The sequence below is a fragment of the Brevundimonas sp. KH_060 genome, assembly GCF_057838275.1.
Genome location: NZ_CM174463.1, coordinates 2,254,919 through 2,276,788, shown reverse-complemented (window position 1 = coordinate 2,276,788; position 21,870 = coordinate 2,254,919). Strand labels below are relative to the sequence as shown.

General features: G+C 68.2%; 21 protein-coding genes. 14 read left to right on the top strand and 7 right to left on the bottom strand.

The features are described 5' to 3' along the window. Positions 1–438: a DUF2214 family protein gene (locus tag AC3IPP_RS11220; RefSeq protein WP_489149066.1), complete on the bottom strand. Its 438-nt coding sequence runs from the start codon at positions 436–438 to the stop codon at positions 1–3. A 43-nt stretch (positions 439–481) separates the two neighbouring features. Here AC3IPP_RS11220 and crcB point away from each other — a divergent pair, with 43 nt between their 5' ends. Genes crcB through AC3IPP_RS11195 form a run of 5 tightly spaced genes read left to right on the top strand, consistent with a single transcriptional unit; the run spans position 482 to position 4,833 of the window. Beyond that, positions 482–880, top strand: coding sequence for a fluoride efflux transporter CrcB (gene crcB, locus AC3IPP_RS11215; RefSeq protein ID WP_489149065.1), 399 nt, complete (start codon positions 482–484; stop codon positions 878–880). Continuing rightward, positions 877–1,872, top strand: coding sequence for an RluA family pseudouridine synthase (locus AC3IPP_RS11210; RefSeq protein WP_087139504.1), 996 nt, complete (start codon positions 877–879; stop codon positions 1,870–1,872). The genes crcB and AC3IPP_RS11210 overlap by 4 nt, the downstream gene beginning before the upstream one ends. Continuing rightward, complete coding sequence (locus AC3IPP_RS11205) at positions 1,869–3,374, top strand: putative 2OG-Fe(II) oxygenase (protein ID WP_489149064.1); 1,506 nt, start codon at positions 1,869–1,871, stop codon at positions 3,372–3,374. The genes AC3IPP_RS11210 and AC3IPP_RS11205 overlap by 4 nt, the downstream gene beginning before the upstream one ends. A 1-nt stretch (position 3,375) precedes the next feature. Continuing rightward, positions 3,376–4,062: an HAD-IA family hydrolase gene (locus AC3IPP_RS11200; protein WP_489149063.1), complete on the top strand. Its 687-nt coding sequence runs from the start codon at positions 3,376–3,378 to the stop codon at positions 4,060–4,062. A gap of 9 nt (positions 4,063–4,071) precedes the next feature. Beyond that, positions 4,072–4,833 carry an ATP12 family chaperone protein gene (locus AC3IPP_RS11195; RefSeq protein ID WP_489149062.1) on the top strand — a complete coding sequence of 254 codons (762 nt, stop codon included), beginning with the start codon at positions 4,072–4,074 and terminating at the stop codon, positions 4,831–4,833. A 52-nt stretch (positions 4,834–4,885) separates the two neighbouring features. Here the strand turns inward: AC3IPP_RS11195 and AC3IPP_RS11190 are convergent, their stop codons facing one another. After that, entirely contained in the window at positions 4,886–5,644 is a 759-nt protein-coding gene (locus tag AC3IPP_RS11190) for a pseudouridine synthase (protein WP_489149061.1), read from the bottom strand. A 397-nt stretch (positions 5,645–6,041) separates the two neighbouring features. On the opposite strand from AC3IPP_RS11190, the gene AC3IPP_RS11185 reads away from it, so the two are divergent. Next, positions 6,042–6,443, top strand: a complete 402-nt coding sequence (locus AC3IPP_RS11185; protein WP_489149060.1) for a hypothetical protein — start codon at positions 6,042–6,044, stop codon at positions 6,441–6,443. On the opposite strand, the gene AC3IPP_RS11180 is transcribed toward AC3IPP_RS11185, so the two are convergent. Further along, a complete protein-coding gene (locus AC3IPP_RS11180) occupies positions 6,440–7,075 on the bottom strand; it encodes a DUF938 domain-containing protein (protein WP_489149059.1) in 636 nt (211 codons plus the stop codon). The two genes, AC3IPP_RS11185 and AC3IPP_RS11180, sit on opposite strands and share 4 nt — an antisense overlap. Before the next feature lie 210 nt (positions 7,076–7,285). Between AC3IPP_RS11180 and AC3IPP_RS11175 the strand changes: the two genes are divergently transcribed. After that, positions 7,286–9,130 carry a phosphoenolpyruvate carboxykinase (GTP) gene (locus AC3IPP_RS11175; RefSeq protein ID WP_489149058.1) on the top strand — a complete coding sequence of 615 codons (1,845 nt, stop codon included), beginning with the start codon at positions 7,286–7,288 and terminating at the stop codon, positions 9,128–9,130. A gap of 52 nt (positions 9,131–9,182) precedes the next feature. Next, complete coding sequence (locus AC3IPP_RS11170) at positions 9,183–10,205, top strand: NAD(P)/FAD-dependent oxidoreductase (RefSeq protein ID WP_489149057.1); 1,023 nt, start codon at positions 9,183–9,185, stop codon at positions 10,203–10,205. Here AC3IPP_RS11170 and AC3IPP_RS11165 read toward each other — a convergent pair. Next, complete coding sequence (locus tag AC3IPP_RS11165) at positions 10,202–10,942, bottom strand: energy transducer TonB family protein (RefSeq protein WP_489149056.1); 741 nt, start codon at positions 10,940–10,942, stop codon at positions 10,202–10,204. The two genes, AC3IPP_RS11170 and AC3IPP_RS11165, sit on opposite strands and share 4 nt — an antisense overlap. Before the next feature lie 149 nt (positions 10,943–11,091). On the opposite strand from AC3IPP_RS11165, the gene AC3IPP_RS11160 reads away from it, so the two are divergent. Beyond that, the gene (locus tag AC3IPP_RS11160; RefSeq protein ID WP_489149055.1) at positions 11,092–11,898 is read left to right on the top strand and encodes a transglycosylase SLT domain-containing protein; all 807 of its coding nucleotides are present in this window, start codon (positions 11,092–11,094) and stop codon (positions 11,896–11,898) included. Between the two features lie 89 nt (positions 11,899–11,987). Further along, a complete protein-coding gene (gene spbR / locus AC3IPP_RS11155; protein WP_489149054.1) occupies positions 11,988–13,130 on the top strand; it encodes a SpbR family protein in 1,143 nt (380 codons plus the stop codon). A 30-nt stretch (positions 13,131–13,160) separates the two neighbouring features. Here the strand turns inward: spbR and AC3IPP_RS11150 are convergent, their stop codons facing one another. From AC3IPP_RS11150 to AC3IPP_RS11140, 3 genes are read right to left on the bottom strand one after another with little or no spacing between them, the layout of a single operon-like run. Next, positions 13,161–13,658 (bottom strand): Hpt domain-containing protein, encoded by a 498-nt coding sequence (locus tag AC3IPP_RS11150; RefSeq protein WP_489149053.1) that lies wholly within the window; start codon positions 13,656–13,658, stop codon positions 13,161–13,163. A gap of 53 nt (positions 13,659–13,711) precedes the next feature. After that, positions 13,712–14,491, bottom strand: a complete 780-nt coding sequence (locus AC3IPP_RS11145; RefSeq protein WP_087140824.1) for an NAD kinase — start codon at positions 14,489–14,491, stop codon at positions 13,712–13,714. Between the two features lie 31 nt (positions 14,492–14,522). Further along, on the bottom strand, positions 14,523–15,629 hold the full coding sequence (locus AC3IPP_RS11140; RefSeq protein ID WP_489149052.1) for a DUF2336 domain-containing protein: 1,107 nt from the start codon (positions 15,627–15,629) through the stop codon (positions 14,523–14,525). A gap of 173 nt (positions 15,630–15,802) precedes the next feature. On the opposite strand from AC3IPP_RS11140, the gene AC3IPP_RS11135 reads away from it, so the two are divergent. From AC3IPP_RS11135 to AC3IPP_RS11120, 4 genes are all read left to right on the top strand, one after another. Continuing rightward, positions 15,803–16,564 (top strand): class II aldolase/adducin family protein, encoded by a 762-nt coding sequence (locus tag AC3IPP_RS11135; protein WP_489149051.1) that lies wholly within the window; start codon positions 15,803–15,805, stop codon positions 16,562–16,564. Positions 16,565–16,578: 14 nt separating this feature from the next. Continuing rightward, positions 16,579–17,340: a hypothetical protein gene (locus AC3IPP_RS11130; protein WP_489149050.1), complete on the top strand. Its 762-nt coding sequence runs from the start codon at positions 16,579–16,581 to the stop codon at positions 17,338–17,340. Positions 17,341–17,450: 110 nt separating this feature from the next. Further along, complete coding sequence (locus AC3IPP_RS11125; RefSeq protein WP_489149049.1) at positions 17,451–18,599, top strand: efflux RND transporter periplasmic adaptor subunit; 1,149 nt, start codon at positions 17,451–17,453, stop codon at positions 18,597–18,599. Beyond that, positions 18,599–21,835, top strand: coding sequence for an efflux RND transporter permease subunit (locus tag AC3IPP_RS11120; protein WP_489151062.1), 3,237 nt, complete (start codon positions 18,599–18,601; stop codon positions 21,833–21,835). The genes AC3IPP_RS11125 and AC3IPP_RS11120 overlap by 1 nt, the downstream gene beginning before the upstream one ends. Positions 21,836–21,870: the final 35 nt, after the last annotated feature.

Below are 21,870 nucleotides of genomic sequence, written 5' to 3'. Positions count from 1 at the left end.
CTAGAACGGCCAGCGCGCCATCGCGGCGGCGAAGGCCAGAAGCGGAACCAGCAGCAGAATCTCCAGACCGATCGCGCGACGCGCGGCGGTCAGCTCGGCCTGGGGCGGGACATAGCCGGGCGCGGCCCGCGCGGCCTTGCGCCATTTCAGGATCGCCAGCGTCGGCCGGATCGAGATCAGGCCGATCAGGGCGAAGGTCGCGATCTTGGCCCAGAAGAAGGGGTTGGCTTCATAGAAGGCCCAGCCCTTGCCGCCCATCACCCGTCCGACCCCGACCAGCACGATCAGCAGGGCCGTGACGCCATAGCCCGCGTCCAGTCTGGCCAGCCGTTTCAGGGGCGGTTCCGGCGTGCGCAGTAGGGCCAGTTCCGACGCCAGCATGACGATCAGGCCCAGGAACAGCAGGTGATGCAGGATGGCGAGGACAAGGTCGTGCATGGCGGCCTTCGCAAATGAGGTCGGAACAGTATAAGCCGCCAGCATGACACACTTCTTGCTGGTTGCGATCGGCGGCGGCCTGGGGGCGATGGCGCGCTATGGGCTGGGGCTGGCCGTGGGCCGTCTGGCGCCTGGCGCGGCCTGGCCGTGGGCGACCTTGAGCGCCAATGTCGCGGGCGGTTTGCTGATGGGGCTGCTGGCCGGTTGGCTGGCGCTGAAGGCAGGCGCGGGGCAGGAGAGCATCCGCCTGTTCGCCGCCGTCGGCGTGCTGGGCGGCTTCACGACCTTTTCGGCCTTTTCACTGGAAGCGGCTCTGATGATCGAACGCCGTGAAATCGTCTCGGCTTTCGTTTATGCGGCGGGTTCGGTGGTTCTCGCCATCGCCGCTCTGTTCGTCGGCCTGATGATCGCGCGCAAACTGTTTACCGGAGTGGGCGCATGAGCCGTGAAGTCCAGACCCTCTATGTCGCCGAGGATGAAGACGACATCCGCCTGGATCGCTGGTTCAAGCGGCGCTGGCCGCACCTGACCCATATCCAGGTCGAGAAGATGGCCCGCAGCGGCCAGATCCGCGTCGACGGCTCGCGCGTCAAGCCGCAGGACCGCCTGACCGCCGGCGCCGCCGTGCGCGTACCGCCGCTGCCCGACGCCAATCCGCGCAAGCCCGGCGACCTGCACGAACTGACCGAGCGCGACGTGGCCTACGCCAAGTCGCTGGTGCTCTATGAAGATCACATGGTCATCGCCCTGAACAAGCCGCACGGTCTGGCCGTGCAGGGCGGGACCAAGACGACCAAGCACGTCGACCGTCTGTTGTCGGCCTGGGGCGAGGGGATGGACCGGCCGCGTCTGGTTCACCGTCTGGACCGCGACACTTCGGGCGTGCTGCTGCTGGGCAAGGGGCCGGAGGCGGCCAAGCGTCTGGCCGGGGCCTTCGCCCGCCGTCAGGCCAAGAAGACCTATTGGGCCATCGTCATCGGCAACCCCAAGCCTTCGGCCGGGCAGATCGACATGGCGCTGAAGAAGACCGGCATCAACGACTTCGAGATGATGCGCCCGGCCGAGCCCAAGGACCCCAAGGGCGAACCGGCCGAGACCGCCTTCGCCACTGTCAGCCGCGCCGCCCACCGTGCGGCCTGGATGGCGCTGCGCCCCTTCACGGGCCGGACGCACCAGTTGCGCGCCCACATGGCCGCCATCGGCCACCCCATCCTGGGCGATCCCAAATACGGCGACGACAAGTCGCGCGAACTGTCCGGCCCGCTGAAGCTGCAGCTTCACGCCCGCCGCATCGAACTGGATCACCCCGGCGGCGGCAAGCTGATCGTCGAAGCCCCGCTCAGCCCCGAGATGAAGGCCGGTTTCAACCACTTCGGCTTCTCCGAGGACGAGGCCGACGAAGATCCCTTCGAGGGCGTGCGGCGGATGCGATGAACACAGGCGCGGCGGTCCAGATGCGGCTTCAGCGCGCCCAGGCGCTGGCCCAGCAGGGCGACCTGCCGGGCGCCCTGGCCGTGCTGGAGCAGGCGGCGCCGGGAGAGCGGGCGGGCGTTCAGTCGTTTCAGGTGGATCTTCTGAAGGCGCTGGACCGCAAGGAGGAGGCGCTGGTCATCCGCCGCGCCCAGGCGGCCGCCGCGCCCGGCAGCATCGTCGCGCAGCATAATCTGGCCAGTTCTCTGGGCGACACGGGCCGCAACATCGAGGCCGTCGAGGCGGCGCGGCGGGCCTTCGCCAACGGCGGCGATGCGCCTGAGACCTGGTTGGTTCTGGCCCGCTCCCTGTCTGCTTGCGCGCGTCATGATGAGGCGGACGACGCCTATCGCCAGGCCTTGAAGCGTCGACCTGTCTATGGGGACGCCGTGCGGGAACTGGCGCAACTGATCTGGATGCGCGGCGAAAGTCGTGAGGCTGCGGCGGCGCCGGTCCTGGACGCGCTCAAGCTCGCGCCGACTGATGCTGAACTGCTGACCTGTCTGGCGGTTGTCTTGATGTATGGCGGCGCCGATCCGCGTGAGGCCTGGGGCGAGTTGACCCGCCGCGCGCGCGACGGCGGCGTACAAGCCGCCATGGTCGAGATGGCGGCAGGCCAACTGGCGTTGAAGTTCGATCCGGCGCTGGCCGTGGATCACGCGCGCGCGGCGACACAGGCGGCGCCGAACACGCTCGAACCGTGGACCAGTCTGGCCGAGGCCATGATCGCCTCCGGTGATCGCGATGGAGCGCTGGAGATCCTGCGCCAGTTGTTGGCCGCGCCCATCCCGGATCAGAAGGTTCTGGCTCTGCACGCCACGGCCAGCCGCCTGAAGGGGCAGGCGGACGTCTTGGGGTTGGACGATATGGACGGCTTGGTCGGCGCCGTGACCATCGATACGCCGCCCGGCTGGGACGATCTCGCCGCCTATCTGGCCGACCTCAGGGCGGCGTTGCTGGCGCAACACGCCTATCAGAACCATCCGCTGGGCCAGAGCTTGCGGCACGGGACGCAGACGCCGGTGGACCTGACCCTGGTCGACGACCCGGTCATCCGCGCCTTCTTCACCGCCATCGACGGGCCGATCCGCCGTCATCTGGCGCGGTTGGGGCAGGGCGAGGATCCTGTTCGCGTCCGAAACTCTGGAAGCTATCGATTGAAGGGCTGTTGGTCCGTTCGGCTGGCGCCAGGCGGTTTCCACGAACACCATATCCACCCCAAGGGCTGGTATTCATCGGCCTGCTACATCGAGGTGCCGCCGGTGGTCGAAGCCGGCGGGCGCGAAGGCTGGCTGGCGCTGGGCCAGCCGCCGTTCCCCACCTCGCCGCCGCTGGAGCCGCTGCGGTATGAGAAGCCGGAGCCGGGCAAGCTGGTGCTGTTCCCGTCCTGCCTGTGGCACGGCACCGTGCCCTTTAGCGGCGACCAGCCGCGCCTGTCCGTCGCCTTTGACATTGTGCCTGCCTGATATGACCGCCTCCAATGCTCCGCTCGCCGTCTTCGACATCGACGGCACCCTGGTCGACAGCCGGGCCTCCATCCATCGCGCAGCCTGCGAGGCGGCTCAGGCGCTGGGCTTGCCTGAGCCCGAATATGACCGGGTGCGTCAGATCGTCGGCCTGAGCCTGCATCACGCCCTGCACGTGCTGGAGCCCTCGCTGACGGACGCCGAGCTGGCCGATTTCGTCGCCGCCTTCCAGGCCAGCTTCCGCCGGATGTATGAGGCGGGCCATGAGGAGCCGCTCTATCCCGGCGTGATGCAGACGCTGCGACGGTTGAAGCGCGACGGCTGGCGTCTGTCGCTGGCGACCGGCCAGAACCGGCGCGGCGTGGCCCGCAATCTGGCGCGACCCGAGTGGAGCGATCTGTTCCTGTCCAGCCACTGCGCCGAGGACGGGCCGGGCAAACCGGACCCGGCCATGCTGCGCGCCGCCATGACCGCCTGCGGGGCCGACATCGCCTCGACCGTCATGATCGGCGACACCAGCCACGACAGCGCCATGGCCGTGGCGGCGGGGGTGCATCCGCTGGGTGTCGGCTGGGGCTTCCACACGGTGGAGGAACAGGCGGCTGCGGGTGCGCTGCACATCGCCGACGATTTTCCCGACCTTGAGGCGGCGCTCGATCGTTTCGCCTCGACCAAGCTTTTCGCCTAGAAGTCCGCCATGTCCCATATTCCTTCGCTTGATCCCAACGTCGCCGCCCAGAAGGGCTTTCGCGAATCCGAAGAGCGCATCAAGCGTTTCTGGAAGGCCGCAGAGGTCGAGGCGCGCGACGGCGGCTGGATCGTTCTACTGGACGGCCGGGCGCCCAAGACGCCGGCCGGAAACGCCATTGTTCTGCCGACCGAGGCGGCGGCTCGCCTCGTGGCCGACGAGTGGAATGCGCAGGGCGAGCATCTGATGCCGGGGACCATGCCCGCCACCCGTCTGGCCTCGACCGCCATCGACCGGGTGAGCCAGACGCGCGGCCCGGTGGCCGAAGAGATCGCCCGCTACGCCGGGTCGGACGTGCTTTGCTATCTGGCCGAGACGCCGTCGGGTCTGATCGAGCGCCAGCAGGCGGAATGGGGGCCGTGGCGCGACTGGGCTGCGCGCGAACTGGGCGTCGAATTGCATACGGTCGAGGGGATCATCCATCGGCCGCAGGCGCCGGAGGCTCTAGCGCGCGTTGAGGCGCTGGCGCTGGAGATGGACGATTTCGCCCTGACCGGGTTGGCGACGGCGGTTCCGCTGTTCGGCTCGGCGGTGCTGGGGCTGGCGGTGCAGCGCGGGGCGCTGGCAGGTGATGCGGCGCTGGACCTGTCGCGTCTGGACGAAGCCTTCACCGAGGAGCGCTGGGGCGTGGACGAGGAGGCGGCTGTCCGCACCGCCGCCCACCGGGCCGAAGCGACCCTGCTGCAGCGGTGGTTTGAAGCGCTGCGATAAGTTTTCTACCGCTCATCCCCGCCTCCGCGAGGATGAGCAGGGATATAGGCGCTCAGCCTTTGATCAGCGCCGCGCGCTCGTCCGCCGTCAGCATCCGCCAGCGGCCTTCGGGCAGGTCGCCCAGCTTCACCGGGCCGATGCGGATGCGGTAGAGGTCGACGACGTCCAGCCCGACCAGTTCGCACATCCGGCGGATCTGGCGGTTGCGGCCTTCTCGCAGGATGAAGCGCAGGCGTTGCGGCTCCATCTGGGTGACGCGGGCGGGCTTCAGCTGACGCCCGTCCAGTTCCAGGCCGTGGCGCAGTTGGGACAGCTTGGCTTCCGTCACCGCGCCGGCGACGCGGACCAGGTATTCCTTGTCCAGATCCGACTGCGGCCCGATCACCGCCTTGGCCACTACCCCGTCCGACGACAGCATCAGAAGCCCGCGCGAATCCTCGTCCAGCCGTCCGATCGGGGGCAGGGAGGCGTCGCGCTTTGGCGTTTCGCCTTCGCCGACCTTGTTGGCCGTGGTCAACAGGCGCACGGCGGGAACCTTGCCCGGCTCGGGCTGGCCAGAGACATAGCCGACCGGCTTGTGCAGCAGGATGGCGACGCCTGCCGCCAGGGCGGCCTCGCCCGTGTCGTTCAGCGTCAGGGTCTGGCCCGGCTCGATCTTGCGGCCTGCGTCGCGCACCACTTCGCCGTCGATGCTGACCAGCCCCTCGGCGATCAGACCCTCGGCCTCGCGGCGTGAACAGACGCCGGTCTGGCCCAGCCATTTGTTGATGCGGACGGGTTCGTCGCCGTCATAGGTGCGGGTGAAGGCCATGGCCGGACTGACTCTCTGCGATGCGACCGGCTGTGTAGGGCGGGCGCGCGCCTTCAGGCAAGGCCGCCGCCGTCGCGCCTCACACCAGATTTTCCGCGAGAGCGGTTCAGGTCACGTTTTCGTCGCCAAGTTGACCTTGAGCATCATAAGCCTATATCAGCAGTCACCCTGATGATTTTGACGCATTCGCTTCCGATCGATTCGGATTGCGACGTTTGCCGTGTCTGGTCGGATTTCGGCGTGCAGGGCGTGGCGATATCTTTAAGTCGTCAACGAATATTGATCGATAACCTTTGAAGGAGACGTTTTGTACGCTCAAAGCAAGTCTGCCACCGCCCCCCGTTCTCGCCAATACGGCAACCGCCCCACGCCAACCCGCCTGCGCTTCGGTTTGATCATGCGCAAGAGCATGGACTTCGGCGAACTGGGCGACATGGAAACCGCGCTTCGCTTTGAAGGCGTTTCCCTGGCTCCGATCTCGACGGGCGAGGGCAGCCTGGTGTCCGGCGGTCTGACGGTTCTGGCGACGGCGACGGCTGACGACATCAGCGGCGGTCGGGTTCAGGGCGTGGTGGTTCCGGGCGGCGTGTTGGATGAAGCCGGTCTGGTGCAGGTCAAGGCGTTGCTGAACCTGGCCAAGGCGCAGGGCCTGCCGGTTCTGGCCTTCGCCGACGGCGTTGCTCTGGCGGCTGAAATCTTTGGCGAAACGGTTGATGCGCCGGGTGCGGCCTTCCGTGACGGCAAGGTCGCCCTGCTGAATGACCGCGCCGAACTGACGGCTGTGGTCGCCGCCATCTAAATCCGGCGGAAGATCAGGCTCAGATTGTTGGCGGGCATGGTTCGCCGCAGCGTCAGGGCCAGGCCATGCGACCGGGCGAGCGCTTCGACCTCGCCCCGGTCGCGCAGGCCCCAGGCCGGATCGCGGGCCTTGAGGCTGACGTCAAAGGCGGCGTTGGACGGCGCCAGCGGAACCTCGGTTTCGCGATAGGGGCCGTATAGATACAGCAGGCCGCCGGGGCGCGTCAGCGACCGCTCCGCAAGCTGCATCAGGCCTTCGGCCGCCGACCACGGGCTGATGTGGATCATGTTGATGCAGACGACGGCGTCCAACGGCGCGCTCGGCCAGGTGGCGTCATCCAGCATGTCGACCGCCTGTGCGGGCCGCAGGTTCGCCGCGCCTGTTTTCGCCCGCCACGCCTCGATACTGGCCCGCGCCTCCGCGCTGGGATCGCTGGGCGTCCATTCCAGGCCGGGCAGGGCGGTTGCGAAGGCGACCGCGTGCTGGCCCGATCCGGCGGCGATCTCCAGCACCCGGCCCCGCACGGGCAGGTGGGCGCGCAGCACCTCCAATATGGCCGCGCTGTTGCGCTCGGCCGCAGGCGAGATCAGGGCGCTCGGCGCGCCGTCCGGCGTCGACTTTACAGAATCCATCGTCTTCACTCCGAAGGAGATAGCCCTTGGGACACGCTCTGACGATTTAAATGTGCGTGTGGATGGTCCGACCCGGATAACGGGGGAATGAAACGTGCAGCGGTTGACCTAACGTCCCGTCGGGTTCATTGGCCCCCGTTACACAGCGTGATCAGCTTATGGCGTGACGGCGACGACAGATCGCTGCGCGCAGCTTCAGGAGAGCAAGACGTGACGCAATCGATTCCCGGTCTCCATCCGGCGCCGACTGAACACAAGGGCCTCGTCGCCTGGGTGGAGCAGATCGCCGCCCTGACCAAGCCTGACCGTGTTCACTGGTGCGACGGCTCGGACGCCGAGAAGTCCGCCATCGTCGCCGATCTGATCGGCAAGGGCACGCTGAAGGAGCTGGATCAAGCCAAGCGCCCCGGCTGCTACTACGCCGCCTCGGACCCCAAGGACGTGGCCCGCGTCGAGAGCCGCACCTTCATCTGCTCACAGGACGCCGCCGACGCCGGCCCGACCAACAACTGGTCCGATCCGGTCGAGATGCGCGCCCGTCTGGATGGCCTGTTCGACGGCTGCATGAAGGGCCGCACCATGTATGTGGTGCCGTTCTGCATGGGCCCGCTGGGCTCCAAGATCTCCGCCCTGGGCGTCGAGATCACCGACAGCGGCTATGTGGCCGTGTCGATGGGCGTCATGACCCGCATGGGCAAGGGCGCGCTGGACATGCTGGGCGCCGACGGCGTCTTCGTCCCCGCCGTTCACACCCTGGGCGCCCCGCTGGCTGAAGGTCAGGCCGACGTGGCCTGGCCCTGCAACGACGACAAGTGGATCGTCCACTTCCCCGAGACGCGCGAAATCTGGTCCTACGGCTCGGGCTACGGCGGCAACGCCCTGCTGGGCAAGAAGTGCTACGCCCTGCGCATCGCCTCGATCATGGCCCGCGACGAGGGGTGGCTGGCCGAGCACATGCTGATCCTCAAGCTGACCAGCCCCGAAGGCGTGTCCAAATACGTCGCGGCGGCCTTCCCCTCGGCCTGCGGCAAGACCAACCTGGCCATGCTGCAACCGGCGCTGGACGGCTGGAAGGCCGAGACGGTCGGCGACGACATCGCCTGGATGCGTTTCGGCGACGACGGTCGCCTGTACGCCGTGAACCCGGAAGCGGGCTTCTTCGGCGTGGCGCCGGGCACCAGCCGCAACACCAACAAGAACGCGCTCGAGACCCTGACGCGCGACACCATCTTCACCAACGTGGCCCTGACCGCTGACGGCGACGTCTGGTGGGAAGGCCTGTCGAAGGAAGCGCCGGAAGGCCTGACCAACTGGAAGGGCCAGCCGCACGATCCGGCTTCGGGCGAGCCTGCGGCCCACCCGAACTCGCGCTTCGCCGTCTGGGCCGGTCAGTGCCCGTCGATCGCGCCTGAGTGGGAAGACCCCGCGGGCGTGCCGATCGACGCCATCCTGTTCGGCGGCCGTCGCGCCTCGGCCGTGCCGCTGGTGACGGAAGCTTTCGACTGGGAGCACGGCGTCTTCATGGGTTCGACCGTGGCCTCGGAAGGCACCGCCGCCGCCGAAAACAAGGTCGGCGAGCTGCGCCGCGACCCCTTCGCCATGCTGCCGTTCTGCGGCTACAACATGGGCGACTATTTCGGCCACTGGCTGAAGATGGGCGAGAAGTCGGATGCGTCGAAGCTGCCGCGTCTGTTCTTCGTCAACTGGTTCCGCAAGAACGACGAAGGCAAGTTCGTCTGGCCGGGCTTCGGCGACAACGCCCGCGTGCTGAAGTGGATCCTCGAGCGCCTGGAAGGCCAGGCCGAGGCAGTGGACACCCCGGTCGGCCGCGTGCCGTCGAAGGCTGCGCTGGACCTGTCGGGTCTGACGCTGACGGACGCCGACCTGCAGATCCTGCTGGACGTCGACGCCGACGTCTGGACCGAGGAAGCCGCCCTGATCCCCGCCTTCTACGAGAAGTTCGGCGATCGCCTGCCTAAGGCCCTGTGGGGCCAGCACGTCGCCCTGACCAAGCGTCTGGAAGAGGCGCGCGCGGCCAAGCTGGCGGCTGAATAAAAGACCGTCCTCAACAGTTGAAATCGGGGCGCGGGAGGTCGAAGGACTTCCCGTGCCCCTTTTCAATTCTCCCGAACCTTCCTTCGACGCCGTGGTCATCGGCGCGGGCGCTCTGGGCCTGTGCGCTGCGGCGGAGCTGAGACGACGCGGGCGCCGCGTGGCGGTGGTCGATCCGGGCGGCGTCAACGCCTCGGCCGTGGCGGCGGGCATGATCGCGCCCGCCATGGAATGCGCCATCGACGGCCTGTCGCTCGAGGCGGCCGAGGTTCTGCGCCGCGCGCGCGATCTGTGGCCCGCCTTCGCCGGAGCGACGGGCGTGCGCCTGTATGGCGATATGGCCGAGTGGCGCGGCGGCGACGTCGCCGAACTGGCGGCGCGGATGGCGGCGCTGGGTTTTCAGCATCAGTATGACGCCGCCTCGGCGCGCCTGACGACGCATGAGGATGCGAAGGTCGATCCGCCTCAGGCGCTGACGGCGCTGGCGCAGGGTGTGACGGTGGTCGCGGCGCGGGCGCAGGGCGTGGTGCGCGACGGGCAGGGCTGGCGGGTCCAGACGACGGCGGGCGCTGTGCGCGGCGATCATGTGATTCTGGCTACCGGCGCTGATCCGGCGCTGGAAGGCCTGCCGCTCGAAGCGCAGGCGGCCGTCGCCTGCATCGCCCCCATTCGCGGACAGATCGGTCTGGTGAGGGAGAAGCTGGTTGTCCACGTCGTGCGCGGGCCGGGCGCCTATGTCGCGCCAATGGGCGAGGGCAGCGTGATCGGGGCGACTATGGAGCCGGGCGAGCGTTCGGTGGTTCCTGACGCGGCGCGTTGCGAGGCCATGTTGGCGGCTGCATGGACGGTGCTGGGTCAGACGCCGCGTCCTCTGACGATCGACTGGCGTGCGGGGGTGCGGGGAACGACGCCGGACGGCCTGCCGATCGCGGGGCAGGCGACGACGGGTCTGTATGTCGCGCTGGGGCCGCGCCGCAACGGATGGCTGCTGGGGCCGCTGATCGGCGCCGTCGTCGCCGATGCGACAGAGGGCCGGCCCGTCGCCGAGCCGACCCTCCATCCCTCGCGGTTCCTTTAGTCCTTAGGCAGGTCGAAGCGGATGGCCATGGTGACGCGGGCGCCGTCGACCGCCTGACCGTCCACTGTGCGCGGGCTGAGGCGGAAGTAGCGGCTCAGGCTCACCGCCGCACGGCCGAAGCCCTGATTGCCCGGCGTCTCGGATGTGACCGAGCAGCTGGTCAGGCTGCCGTCCACCCGCACCAGGCAGGACAGTTCGGCCACGCCGCCGATCCCACGCGCCTCGGCTGCCGAGGGGTAGGCCCGCATCAGTTGGTCCGCCGTCGGTTTCCGCACCCAGTCGGGCTGGGTGATGACGGGAACGGGCTTGGGCGGTTCGGGCGTGACCGTGGTTCCCGTCGAAGGTTCGGCCGCCGGTTCCGTCAGGTTGATGGCCGGCCCGGCGTCATGGCTGACGACAGGGGCGATCGGAATTTCCAGCGGAGCGACATCGCTGGGCATGACCTGCGCCGGCCGATGGATCGGCGGCGTCGGCGCGGGCGAAGCCTTTGGCGGCGTCTCAGGCTTGGGCGGCAGCGGTGGCCGGATCAGATCGATGATGGTGGGCGGCGTTTCTGTCGGCGCAGGCGGGATATCGGCCAATTCGAAACGTTGCTGATACAGCCAGACGCCGGCGCCGACGTGCGCGAGAGCCGAGGCGCCGATCATCGCCCACACCCATCGGGGCAGGGGCTTCTTGCGTTGTTGGAAATCGAGGGGGCTGACCACGCCGTGGCCGCCGGCGATACGCATCATCATGACTTACGCGCCTCCTGTCGCAGGCCCTCCCCAGCACCCACGGAACAGAGTTCGCGCTTCGCTTGCGGCCTTATTGTGGCGCTTTAAATTGTTAACGACGGCGGTCTCGCGTTAAGGTTTGGTTTACCTAGGTTAGCGACCGTTCACACATGACCGTGAAAGCGATTCCATCATCCGGCGGCGTGGAGGCGGCGATCCGGCGCGCCTCGACCTCGACCGGCGTGGACTTCGATTTCCTGATGAAGACCGCGCGCCGTGAAAGCGCGATGAACCCCAATGCACGGGCGCCGACGTCCTCGGCTTCGGGCCTGTTTCAGTTCATCGAGCAGACCTGGCTGGGCACGGTGAAACGGCACGGCGCCAAGCACGGCTACGGCCAGTATGCGGATCTGATCTATCAGGGCGGCGACGGGCGCTGGCAGGTGCGCGGCTCGGCCCGCAACGTGGTGCTGGACCTGCGCTTCGACCCTCAGGCCGCCTCGACCATGGCGGGGGAGCTGACGGCGTCCAACGCCGCCTATCTGCGCGGCCGCACGGGACGCGAGCCGGGAGCGGGCGACCTCTATGCGGCGCACTTCCTGGGGCCCGCGGGCGCGGCCAAGTTGCTGGAGGCGGTGCAGGCGCGGCCCCAGTCCAGCGCGGTGGCCCTGTTCCCCGAAGCGGCGTCGGCCAACCGTTCGATCTTCTATCGCAACGGCCGCCCGGCCACGGCGGCCGAGGTGCACGCCAATCTGCAGCGTACGGCGGGCGAGGTCTTCCCGGCCGTCGGCGTCGGCAGCGGCGGCGCGGCCAAGGCGGCGCCGGAACTGAGCGAGAAGGATCGGATGCTGGCCGCGCGCATGGATCGGCTGAAGCAGGATCAGAGCCTGCTGGCGCTGTTGCTGGGGCAGGACGGACAGGGATCGGGCGGTGGATTCGGGGGCGCATTCGCTCCGCCGCCGGACAAGGTGGCGTGACCACGCTTCCGCCTTATTCCTAAGAGGGTGTTAACTATGTAACGCTAGGGGTGACGATTGATTCCTCGCCAACCCCGAGCCTCCGAGCCATGACCGCCTACCGGGCCAGACTGACGGAAAGCGACATCCGGCGCCTGATCAAGTCTGATCTGGAGGACGAGCGCGCGGCCGCCGCCCATAAGCTGTGTCGCAGCATCGACCGCATGACTCTGGACGATGTGGAGCGCGAGGCGGCGCAGAAGATCCTCAGCGTGCTGGCGGCGGATGCAGCTGAACTGGTGCGCCGGGCCGTGGCGGTGACGCTGAAGGCCTCGGACATCATGCCGCGCGAGGCGGCGCGTCGGCTGGCTGGCGACGTGGACAGCGTGGCCCTGCCTATCATTAACAGTTGCCCGGCCTTTACCGACGACGACCTGATCGAGATCGTGCGCGCCGGTACGGCGCTGCGCCAGGTGGCGGTGGCGTCTCGTCCGCGCGTGCCGCGCGATGTAGCGGCGGTTCTGGTTGCGGAAGGCAAGCAGGAGGCGGTGGCGGCCCTGGCGTCCAACGACAACGCCGACCTGTCCGAGGCCGCGCTGGGCGTCGCCCTGGATCGCTTCAGCGATGCGCCCGAGGTGATTTCGGCCCTGGCCTATCGTCAGGTTCTGCCGTTGTCGGTGACCGAACGGCTTGTGGTTCTGGCCAGCGAAGCGGTGCGTGAACATTTGATCACCCGCCACGCCCTGGCGCCCGAGACCGCCATTCAGTTCGCCGACTTCGCGCGAGAACGGGCCACGATCGATCTGGTGGATCAGGCGCGGGTGACAGACGATTTGCCTGCCTTTGTGGCCGGTTTGAACAGCCGTCGCGTGCTGACGCCGTCGCTGCTGTTGCGGTCGCTGGCGCGGGGGCAGATCGGCCTGTTCGAACACGCCCTGGCCGAGTTGGCCGGCACGCCGCATCATCGCGCCTGGCTGATGGTGCATGACGCCGGGCCTTTGGGGCTCAAGGCCATTTACGACCGCGCGGGGATGCCGCCGCGCCTGTTCCAGGCCTTCCGCGCCGGGGTCGATACGTGGCGGGCGCTCCAGGCCGAGGGCGGGGACACCGGCAGCGCCGCCTTCCGCCAACGGATGCTGGAGCGCTTCCTGAGCCAGCGCCCTGACGCCGCCCGTGAAGACCTGGCCTATCTGCTGGAACGGCTGGACCGTCCGGCCGATGACGGCTGGCGCGCTGCGGTGAATGCGGCCTAGACACGCCGTTACCTGAGAAGGGGCGGATTCCTAGCCCAGGTGCTCCGCCGTGCGGGCTTCGAGGGTTTCGACCAGATCGCGCCCGACGGGGTGCTCGTCAGTCTGAATCTTGTCGCGGACGACGGCCTTGATGGCGTCGACGTGGGCGTCGATCACGGCCAAGGGGGCCTGCATCCGCTTGTCGGCGTCGTCCAGCATTCGGCAAAGCGAGGCGGCGATGCGCGTGACCAGCGGGTATTCGTAGGTGGTCCCCAATCCCTTGAGGTCGTGGGCGCGGAAATAGAGGGCCTCAGCCGTTTCGGGCGTGTAGCCCTGGCTGCGGATGTCGGCCTGGGCCTTGTCCAGCTTGACCACCTCGTCGTTCAGCCATTGGCCGAACTGGGCCGACATGGCCTTCAACGCTTCCTCGGCCCTGGCGATGGCGTTGGCGTCGATGCCGCCGAAGCCGCCGCCGACCTTGGCGCGCAGGGGATTGGGCGGGCGGATGACTTGGTTGGTCACGGGCGGCTCCTCAACAACAGCAGCCATTTTGCAGCGCAGAGGTTTAAAATCCGGTGACGGCGCCTCGATTATTTTACAGTTCAGGCGGCGAACTGCTCGGCCATGACGCGCTCTTCATAGGAACGGCCTGAATCGAACAGCATGGTCAGGGTGATGTCGCGCCGTTCCCGCACCTCGACGCGCGAGACGCGGCGCACCTCGAAATTGTCGGCCGTGGCGCTGACCGGCCGCTTGTCCGGCTCCAGCACGTCGAACCGCACGCGCGCCGTGTGCGACAGCAGGGCGCCGCGCCAGCGCCGGGGCCGGAAGGCGCTGATCGGCGTCAACGCCAAGCTGGGCGCGTCCAGGGGAATGATCGGCCCGTGCGCCGACAGATTATAGGCGGTCGATCCCGCCGGCGTCGCCACCAGGCAGCCGTCGCAGGTCAGCTCCTCCAGCCGCACCTTGTCGTTGATGCTGATGCGCAGCTTGGCGCTCTGGCGCGTCTGGCGCAGCAGGGAGACCTCATTGATGGCCAGGCCGCTGTGAACCTGTCCGCTCTCGACCCAGGCGTCCATCTGCAGCGGATGCAGCACCGTGCGGTCGGCCTGGGCCAGCCGATCCAGCAGGTCGTCTTCCTCATAGTCGTTCATCAGGAAGCCGACCGAGCCGCGGTTCATCCCATAGACGGGCGTGCGCAGCTGAAGATTGTTGTGCAGGGTCTCCAGCATGAAGCCGTCCCCGCCCAGGGCGACGATCACCTGGGCCTCGGCGGCGGGAACGGAGCCATAGCGTTCGCTCAGCCGTATGCGGGCGGCCTCGGCCTCGGGCCGGTCGCTGGCGACAAAGGTGATGGCGGTGGGCTGGAACGACTGAGTCACGAGCCTACGCAAGCGGAGCGGAGGCGCGCTGTCAAACCGTCGGGCCGTCTTCGGGCGCCATCAGCAGACGAAATTCATAGGCGGCCTGGGTCGCCGAGCGCTGGGCCGGGCGCCAGGCCTCGCCATCGGGATCATGCGGCAGGCCGTGGTTCGACTGGCGAACCTCGCGCAGCAGGGCGGGGAAGGCGGCGCGATCCAAGCCTGCAGCGGTGCAGGCCAGGAACAGCGGCCGGGCGGTGTCGCCGCGCAGGGCGCGCCGCAGGGCCTCGGTCTCGAGCCGGCTCAGCAGGGCCAGGGCGTGGATGAACAGGTCCAGCTTCTTTTCCCGCACGGCCCGCATCAGGGTGGCGGGGCGCAACTGGTCCGCCGCATGCAGTTTGGCGGCCAGATTGGCGGCGGCTTGATCCGGCGAGGTCTCGGTCGCTTGCCGAGCGGCTGCTGCGACGGCTGTCGTCAGGGCGGCGGCGTCCAAGCTGAAGCGCTGGGAGATGGCCTGCTTCAGGGCGTCGCCGACCCATTGATAGAGGCGCAGGGCCTGATCCTCGCTCAATCGCGGATGTCGCGTCAGCGGCGCGCGCAGGGCGGCGATAGAGCGCGCCTGATCCACCAGCCGGGCCATGTCGGCCGCGTCCAGCCGCGCTGTGCGGTTGACGGCCAGGGCGGTCATGACGGCGGGCTCGCCGCGATCCAGGATGGCGCGGACGATCGTGGCGCCAAGGTCGGGGCGCAGGGCCACCTGGACCTGATGATCCAGCGACGCCTCTTGCAGCAGAGCCATAAGGTCGGCGTCGAGCAACAGGGGGCTGGCGGCGATCACCGGGCGGGCGATTTCGATGGCGTCAGCGGCCAACAGGCGCACCAGGTCCGTCGGCGCCCAGGCGGCGTCGGCCAGTCGTTCTGCCAGGATGCGTCGAATGTCCTGCTCGGCGACGCGGACCATGGCGACGAAGACCTCGGTCAGGGCGGCAGGCGCGCCGGTCTGGCCGCCGACCGAGTGATAAAGTTCGGCGACGCCGAGAAGCAGGCGTTGCTGTTCTTCCGGCGGGCGAGCGGCCGCCAGGTCGATCAGTTGGTGAAGGCTGGCCAGCGGCAGGGGCTCGCCACGCGGGGAAGACGCGAACGTCTCGATTGAGTCCACGGAACCATCCCCCGACGATGCGGCCGCGCCGCCAGCGGACAGTGTTCGCTCGTGTCGATGAAAACAGGGTTAACGAAGTCTTCCTTTTCGGCCCTTTCGGCCGCGTTCGGCGACTTGACGTCGGGCCGGGGCGGAGAGAGGCTTCACCTGAACGCTGATAAGGGGGAAGACCAATGACGGACGCGGCCACGTCGCTCAAATCCCAGGTTTCCGAGGCGGAGTGGAAGGCGCGGGTCGAACTGGCCGCGCTGTACCGTCTGGTGGCGCTGAACGGGTGGGACGACATGATCTTCACCCATATCTCGGCGCGCGTGCCGGGGCCGGAGCATCACTTCCTCATCAACCCTTACGGTTGGTATTTCGATGAGATTACAGCCTCTTCCCTGGTGAAGGTCGATCTGGACGGCAATGTCGTTCAGGACACGACTAGCTTTATCAACCCGGCTGGCTTCACCATCCATTCGGCGGTCCATGCGGCGCGCGAAGAGGCGCATTTCGTCATCCACCTGCACACGGTGAACGGCGTCGGCGTCGCAGCGCAGAAGGATGGCCTGCTGCCGATCAGCCAGAACGCCTGCCTGTTGCAGCATCAGGTCGCCTATCACGGCTATGAAGGCCTGGCGCTGAACCACGACGAGCGCGAACGGCTGGTGGCCGATCTGGGAGACAAGCCGCTGATGCTGCTGCGTAATCATGGCACCCTGGCGGTCGGGAGCACGGCGGCGGAAGCCTGGGTCGGGATCTTCTTCCTGGAGCGCGCCTGCGCCCAGCAGGTCGCGGCCCTGTCGACGGGGCGCGACAATGTCCTGATCGCGCCTGACGCCGCCCAGGCGGAAACGAAGGAGCAGGGCCGGGGGATCGGCTTCATCTCTTCCCTGGCCTGGCCCGGCGCCCTGCGCCAGTTGCAGCGAAAATCGCCTGGTTACGACATCTAGAAAAGGCGGGGGCCGTGCGGGGGAAGGGAAGCATCGGCCTCTGGGCCGGACTGGGGCTGTTGTCCGGCGCCGAGGCGGTTCACGCAGGCGCCTGGAACCTGCCGAAGGGGCAGGGCGAGATCATCGTCAAATATGAGAATATCCGCGCCGAGGACTACTTCGCCTCGGACGGCGGGCGGGTCGACCTGCCCGGCGGGCGGCGCGACATCGTGGCCAGCGTGTTTGTGGAATACGGGCTGAGCGATCGCCTCACTCTTCAGGGCAAGGGCGAATGGCAGGACGGCCGTGACGAGTTCCTGGACTATCAGGGACTGGGGCCGATCGAGATAGGCGTGCGCTGGCAGGCCTATCTCGACGACCGCAACGTCGCCGCCGTCTATGTCGGCTATGCCGAGGGCGGCGCCGGGCGCAACGCCGGCTACGCGCCGCCGGGGGCCGGAGACAGCGATTGGGAGGCGCGGCTTCTGGCGGGCCGGTCCTTTGATCGCGGGTTCCTTGATCTTCAGGCGGCGCGGCGCTGGCGATCGGGTTTGCCGGACGAGACGCGGGCGGACGTGACGGCTGGATGGCGCCTCAACCGCGACTGGATGGTGATGGGTCAGGCCTTCGGCGGAGCGGCGGATGGAGACGGCGCCGCACGCTGGCTGTCGCTGGAAGGCTCGGTGGTGCGCCGGTTTGGCGACTGGCGGGTGCAGGCAGGGTGGCGGCAGGCCGTGGCGGGTCGTGAAATTCCTGCGGGCAGAGGGCCCATTATCGGAATCTGGCGTCGATTTTAGTCCCGATTTCCGCGACGGAATCCAAGGTTCCTCACGTTACAGATACGTTATTTGCGTAACGGCGGTGACCCGTTAAGCGGGGGCGCTTGTTGTCGGGGAGACTGCGTCGCGTGTTCAAACGCCATTTTTTCATTATCGGCGCAGCCTGCGTATTGGGGCTGATGGTCGTGGCGGCGATTATCAAGATCGCCTTCAGCGGCGGCGATGCGGCTCAGCAACACGGTCCGGGGGGACCGGGAGCGGGACGCGGCCAGATCGTCGCCGAGGTCGTGGCCGGACGGCGCGAATTCGCTGACCAGATCCGCGTGCTGGGCGTCGCCCGCAGCCGCCGCTCGGTCAACATCACTTCGAACACGACCGAACTGGTGACCAGGGTCATGTTCACCGACGGCCAGGCCGTGGCGGCGGGGGCGCCCCTGGTCGAGCTGCAGGCGCGCGAGGAAGACGCCGATCTGATCCGCGCTCGCGCCCAGCTGGAGAACGCCCAGCGCGAGTATGACCGCTACCGCATCCTGGCTGACCGCGGCGTGGCGCCGCGCGTCATGGCGGAGACGGCCGAGACGGCGCTGAAGACGGCCCAGGCGGCCATGGCCGCGTCGGAAGCCCGTCGCGGCGACCGTATCCTGCGCGCGCCCTTCGCCGGCGTGCTGGGTCTGACGACGGTCACGCCGGGCACCCTGATCTCGCCGGGCGCGGTCATCACCACCCTGGACGACACCAGCGGGGTCCGCGTCGACTTCCCCATGCCTGAACGTTATCTGGGCGTTCTGCCCGTGGGCGCGCCGATCACCGCGACCACGGACGCCTTCCCCGGCGAAGAATTCAATGGCCGCATCGCCTTGCTGGATACGCGGGTCAATGAACAGACCCGCGCTGTCATCGCTCGCGCCGAGTTCCCCAACCCCGGAAACCGCATTCGCCCCGGCATGATGATGCGCGTCGCCGTCCATCAGGGGCGCCGCCAGAGCCTGGCCGTGCCCGAGGCAGCCGTTCAGTATGAGGGCCAGGGCGCGTTCGTTTACCGCATCGCGCGCGGCGAGACGGGCACGACCGCCCAGCGCGTCGAGGTCCAGACCGGCGCGGTCGAGAGCGGCTTTGTCGAGATCGTCTCGGGTCTGGGCAATAACGACCGCATCGTCGCGTCCGGCCTGAACCGCATCCAGCCGGGCGCTCCCGTCACCGTCGAAGGCGCCGAAGGCCAGCAACGCGGCGCTCCAGCCAAGGGCGGCGCACGCGCTCCGCAGGCGGCCCGCCCATGATGCTGTCTGATGTTTCGGTCCGGCGCCCCGTCTTTGCGGCGGTGGCGGCCATCGTGCTGTGCGTCATAGGCGCGGCGGCCTTCTTCTTCCTGCCCGTGCGCGAACTGCCGGACGTGGACCCGCCCGTCGTCTCGGTCAGCACCAACTACGCCGGCGCCTCGGCCGAGGTGATCGAGAGCCGGATCACCGAGCCGATCGAGCAGCAGATCGCCGGCATCCAGGGCGTCGAGCGCATCAACTCGACCAGCCGCGATGGCCGCTCCAACGTGAACATTGAGTTCTCGCTGGACCGCAACATCGACGACGCGGCCAATGACGTGCGCGACCGTATTTCGCGCGTGCTGGGCCGCCTTCCGGACCAGGCCGATCCGCCGGAAGTGGCCAAGGCCGATTCCGACAGCCAGCCGATTATGATCATGTTCCTGCGCTCCACGACCATGGATCGCCTGGAGCTGACCGACTACGCCCGCCGTTATCTGGTGGACCGTTTCGCCACCGTGCCGGGCGTGGCCCAGGTCAACATCTTTGGCGAGCAACGCTACGCCATGCGTATCTGGCTGGACGCCGGAGCGATGGCGGCGCGGGGGTTGACCGTCACCGACGTCGAGACGGCCCTGAACAACCAGAACGTCGAACTGCCCGCTGGCGCGCTTGAATCGGCGCAGAAGGACTACACGGTCCGCGTGGCGCGCAACTACGCCGACCCGGCCGATTTCGCCCAACTGCCCATCGGCACGCGCGGCTCGGCCTCGACCGCCACCGGCGCGCAGGCGTCCGGCACCCTGGGCGCGGCGTCCGCCGCCATGACCAACGGCGTCACCGGCGCCCAGATCGGCAACGCCGCCTACGTCACCCGCTTGGGCGACATCGCCCGGATAGAGGAGGCTCCCGCTGAGGCGCGCCGCCTGTTCCGCGGCAACGGCGTCGATCAGATCGGCCTGGCCATCACCCGTCAGGCCCAGTCGAACGACCTGCAGATCTCCGAAGGCGCGCGCAAGCTGATGGAGGAGGTGGCCCACAGCCTGCCGCCCGGCACGACGCTGGAGGTCGGCTCTGACAACTCGGTCTTCACCTCGCACGCCATCGACGAGGTGTGGATCACCATCGGCATCTCCATGGCGCTGGTGGCCCTGGTCAACTTCATCTTCCTGGGCAGTCTGCGGGCGGCGATCATCCCGTCGGTGGTGGCGCCGATCTGCCTGCTGGCGACCTTCATCGTCCTGGCGCCGCTGGGCTTCTCGCTGAACCTGCTGACGCTGCTGGCCCTGGTGCTGGCCATCGGCCTGGTCGTCGACGACGCCATCGTCGTGGTCGAGAACATCCAGCGCCGCCTTGACCATGGCGAGCCGCCGCTGGTGGCCGCCGAGCGCGGGGCGCGTCAGGTTTTCTTCGCCGTCGTGGCGACGACGGTCGTCCTGCTGTCGGTGTTTGCGCCTCTGCTGTTCCTGCCGGGCTATGTGGGACGCCTGTTCGTGGAGCTGGCGGCGGCCATCGCCGCGGCCGTGGCCTTCTCGGCCTTCCTGGCGCTCAGCCTGTCGCCCATGCTGGCGTCCAAGATCCTGAAACCGGCGCACACCGGCGGTTGGGTGGCGCGACGCGTGGATGCGGGCATGGATGCGTTGAAGCGTTCCTATGCGGCTTCGCTGGACGCCCTGCTGGGCCGCCGCATCGCTGTCGGCGGGGTGGCGGCTGTCATCGTCTTGGTCGCGGCAGGAGCCACAGGCATCTTCCTGCACCTGCCGAACGAGCTGGTGCCGAACGAGGACCGCGGTCGCGTGACGTTGCGTATCGCCGGGCCTGAGGGCACGGGCTTCGACTACACGCGCGAGATCATGCTGGGCCTGGAGCCGCTGCTGGCCGAGTATCGCGAGAACGGCGAGGCGGCCAACTATCTGGTCTCGTCGCCCGGTTTCGGCGGCTCGGGCTTCAGCTCGGGCAGCGCGATCCTGAACCTGTCCGACTGGTCCGAACGTGATCGCTCTGCCGACCAGATCGCTCAGGAGCTGAACGGCAAGTTGCGCAACCAGACCGGCGCGCAGGTCAACGCCTCGACGCCCGGCGCCTTCCAGCGCGGCGGCGGCAACTCCAACTCGGTCGAGATGGTCGTCACGGGTTCGGAATACGCCGCCATCTACAACTGGCTGCAGCCCATTCTGGCGGCGGCGCAGGAGAACCCCGGCTTCTCGCGTCCGCGCCTGAACTATGAGCCGAACGCACCGCGCCTGCTGGTCGACGTCGATCCGCAGAAGGCGGCCGCCTTGGGGGTTTCCTCGCAGCAGATCGGCCGTACGCTGGAGACCATGTTCGGTTCGCGTCGCGCCACGACCTACATCAAGGGCGGCCAGGAGTACGACGTCATCCTGCAGACCGAGCGCGACAGCCGCCGTGAGGTTTCCGACCTGGAGTCGCTCTATGTCTCGACCGGCACGGCGCAACTGGTGCCGCTGTCGGCCGTGGTCACGACCAAGACCTCGGGCGATACGCCGGATCGTCGCCGCCTGGATCGCCAGCGGGCCATCACCCTGGCGGCCGATCTCAACCCCGGTACGACCATTGACGACGCGGTGCAGTTCCTGAACGCCGAGGTCGCCAAACAGCCGCAGGGCGTGACCAACATCCGCTGGGGCGGCGCCGCGCGCGACCAGCAGGAGGCGGGCAGCGCCGTGGGCTGGGCCTTCGCCCTGGCCCTGCTGCTGGTCTTCCTGGTGCTGGCGGCTCAGTTCGAGAGCTGGATCACCCCGGCGGTCATCATGCTGACGGTGCCGCTGGCGGCGGCGGGCGGGCTGTTTGGTCTGCTGATGGCGGGCTCCAGCCTGAACATCTACAGCCAGATCGGCCTGATCATCCTGATCGGCGTCGCGGCCAAGAACGGCATCCTGATCGTCGAGTTCGCCAACCAGCTGCGCGACCAGGGCCGGACCATCCGCGAGGCCATCATCGAGTCGGCGGCCCTGCGTCTGCGCCCGATCATCATGACCTCGATCGCCACCGCCTTCGGCGCCTTGCCGCTGGTGCTGTGGCAAGGGGCTGGGGCGGGCAGCCGTCAGACCATCGGCGTGGTGATCTTCACCGGCGCCATGTTCGCGACGGTGCTGACCCTGTTCGTGGTGCCGGTGATCTATGGCGTGTTGGCGCGCTTCACCAAGTCGCCGGAATACACCGCCCGCAAGATCGAGGAATGGGAAGCGCAGGAGAAGCGCGACGGCCTCGAGCCGGACATGAGCCCGGCGGAATAGGCGGCTACGGCGGTCGTTGAAATGCGAAGGGCGGC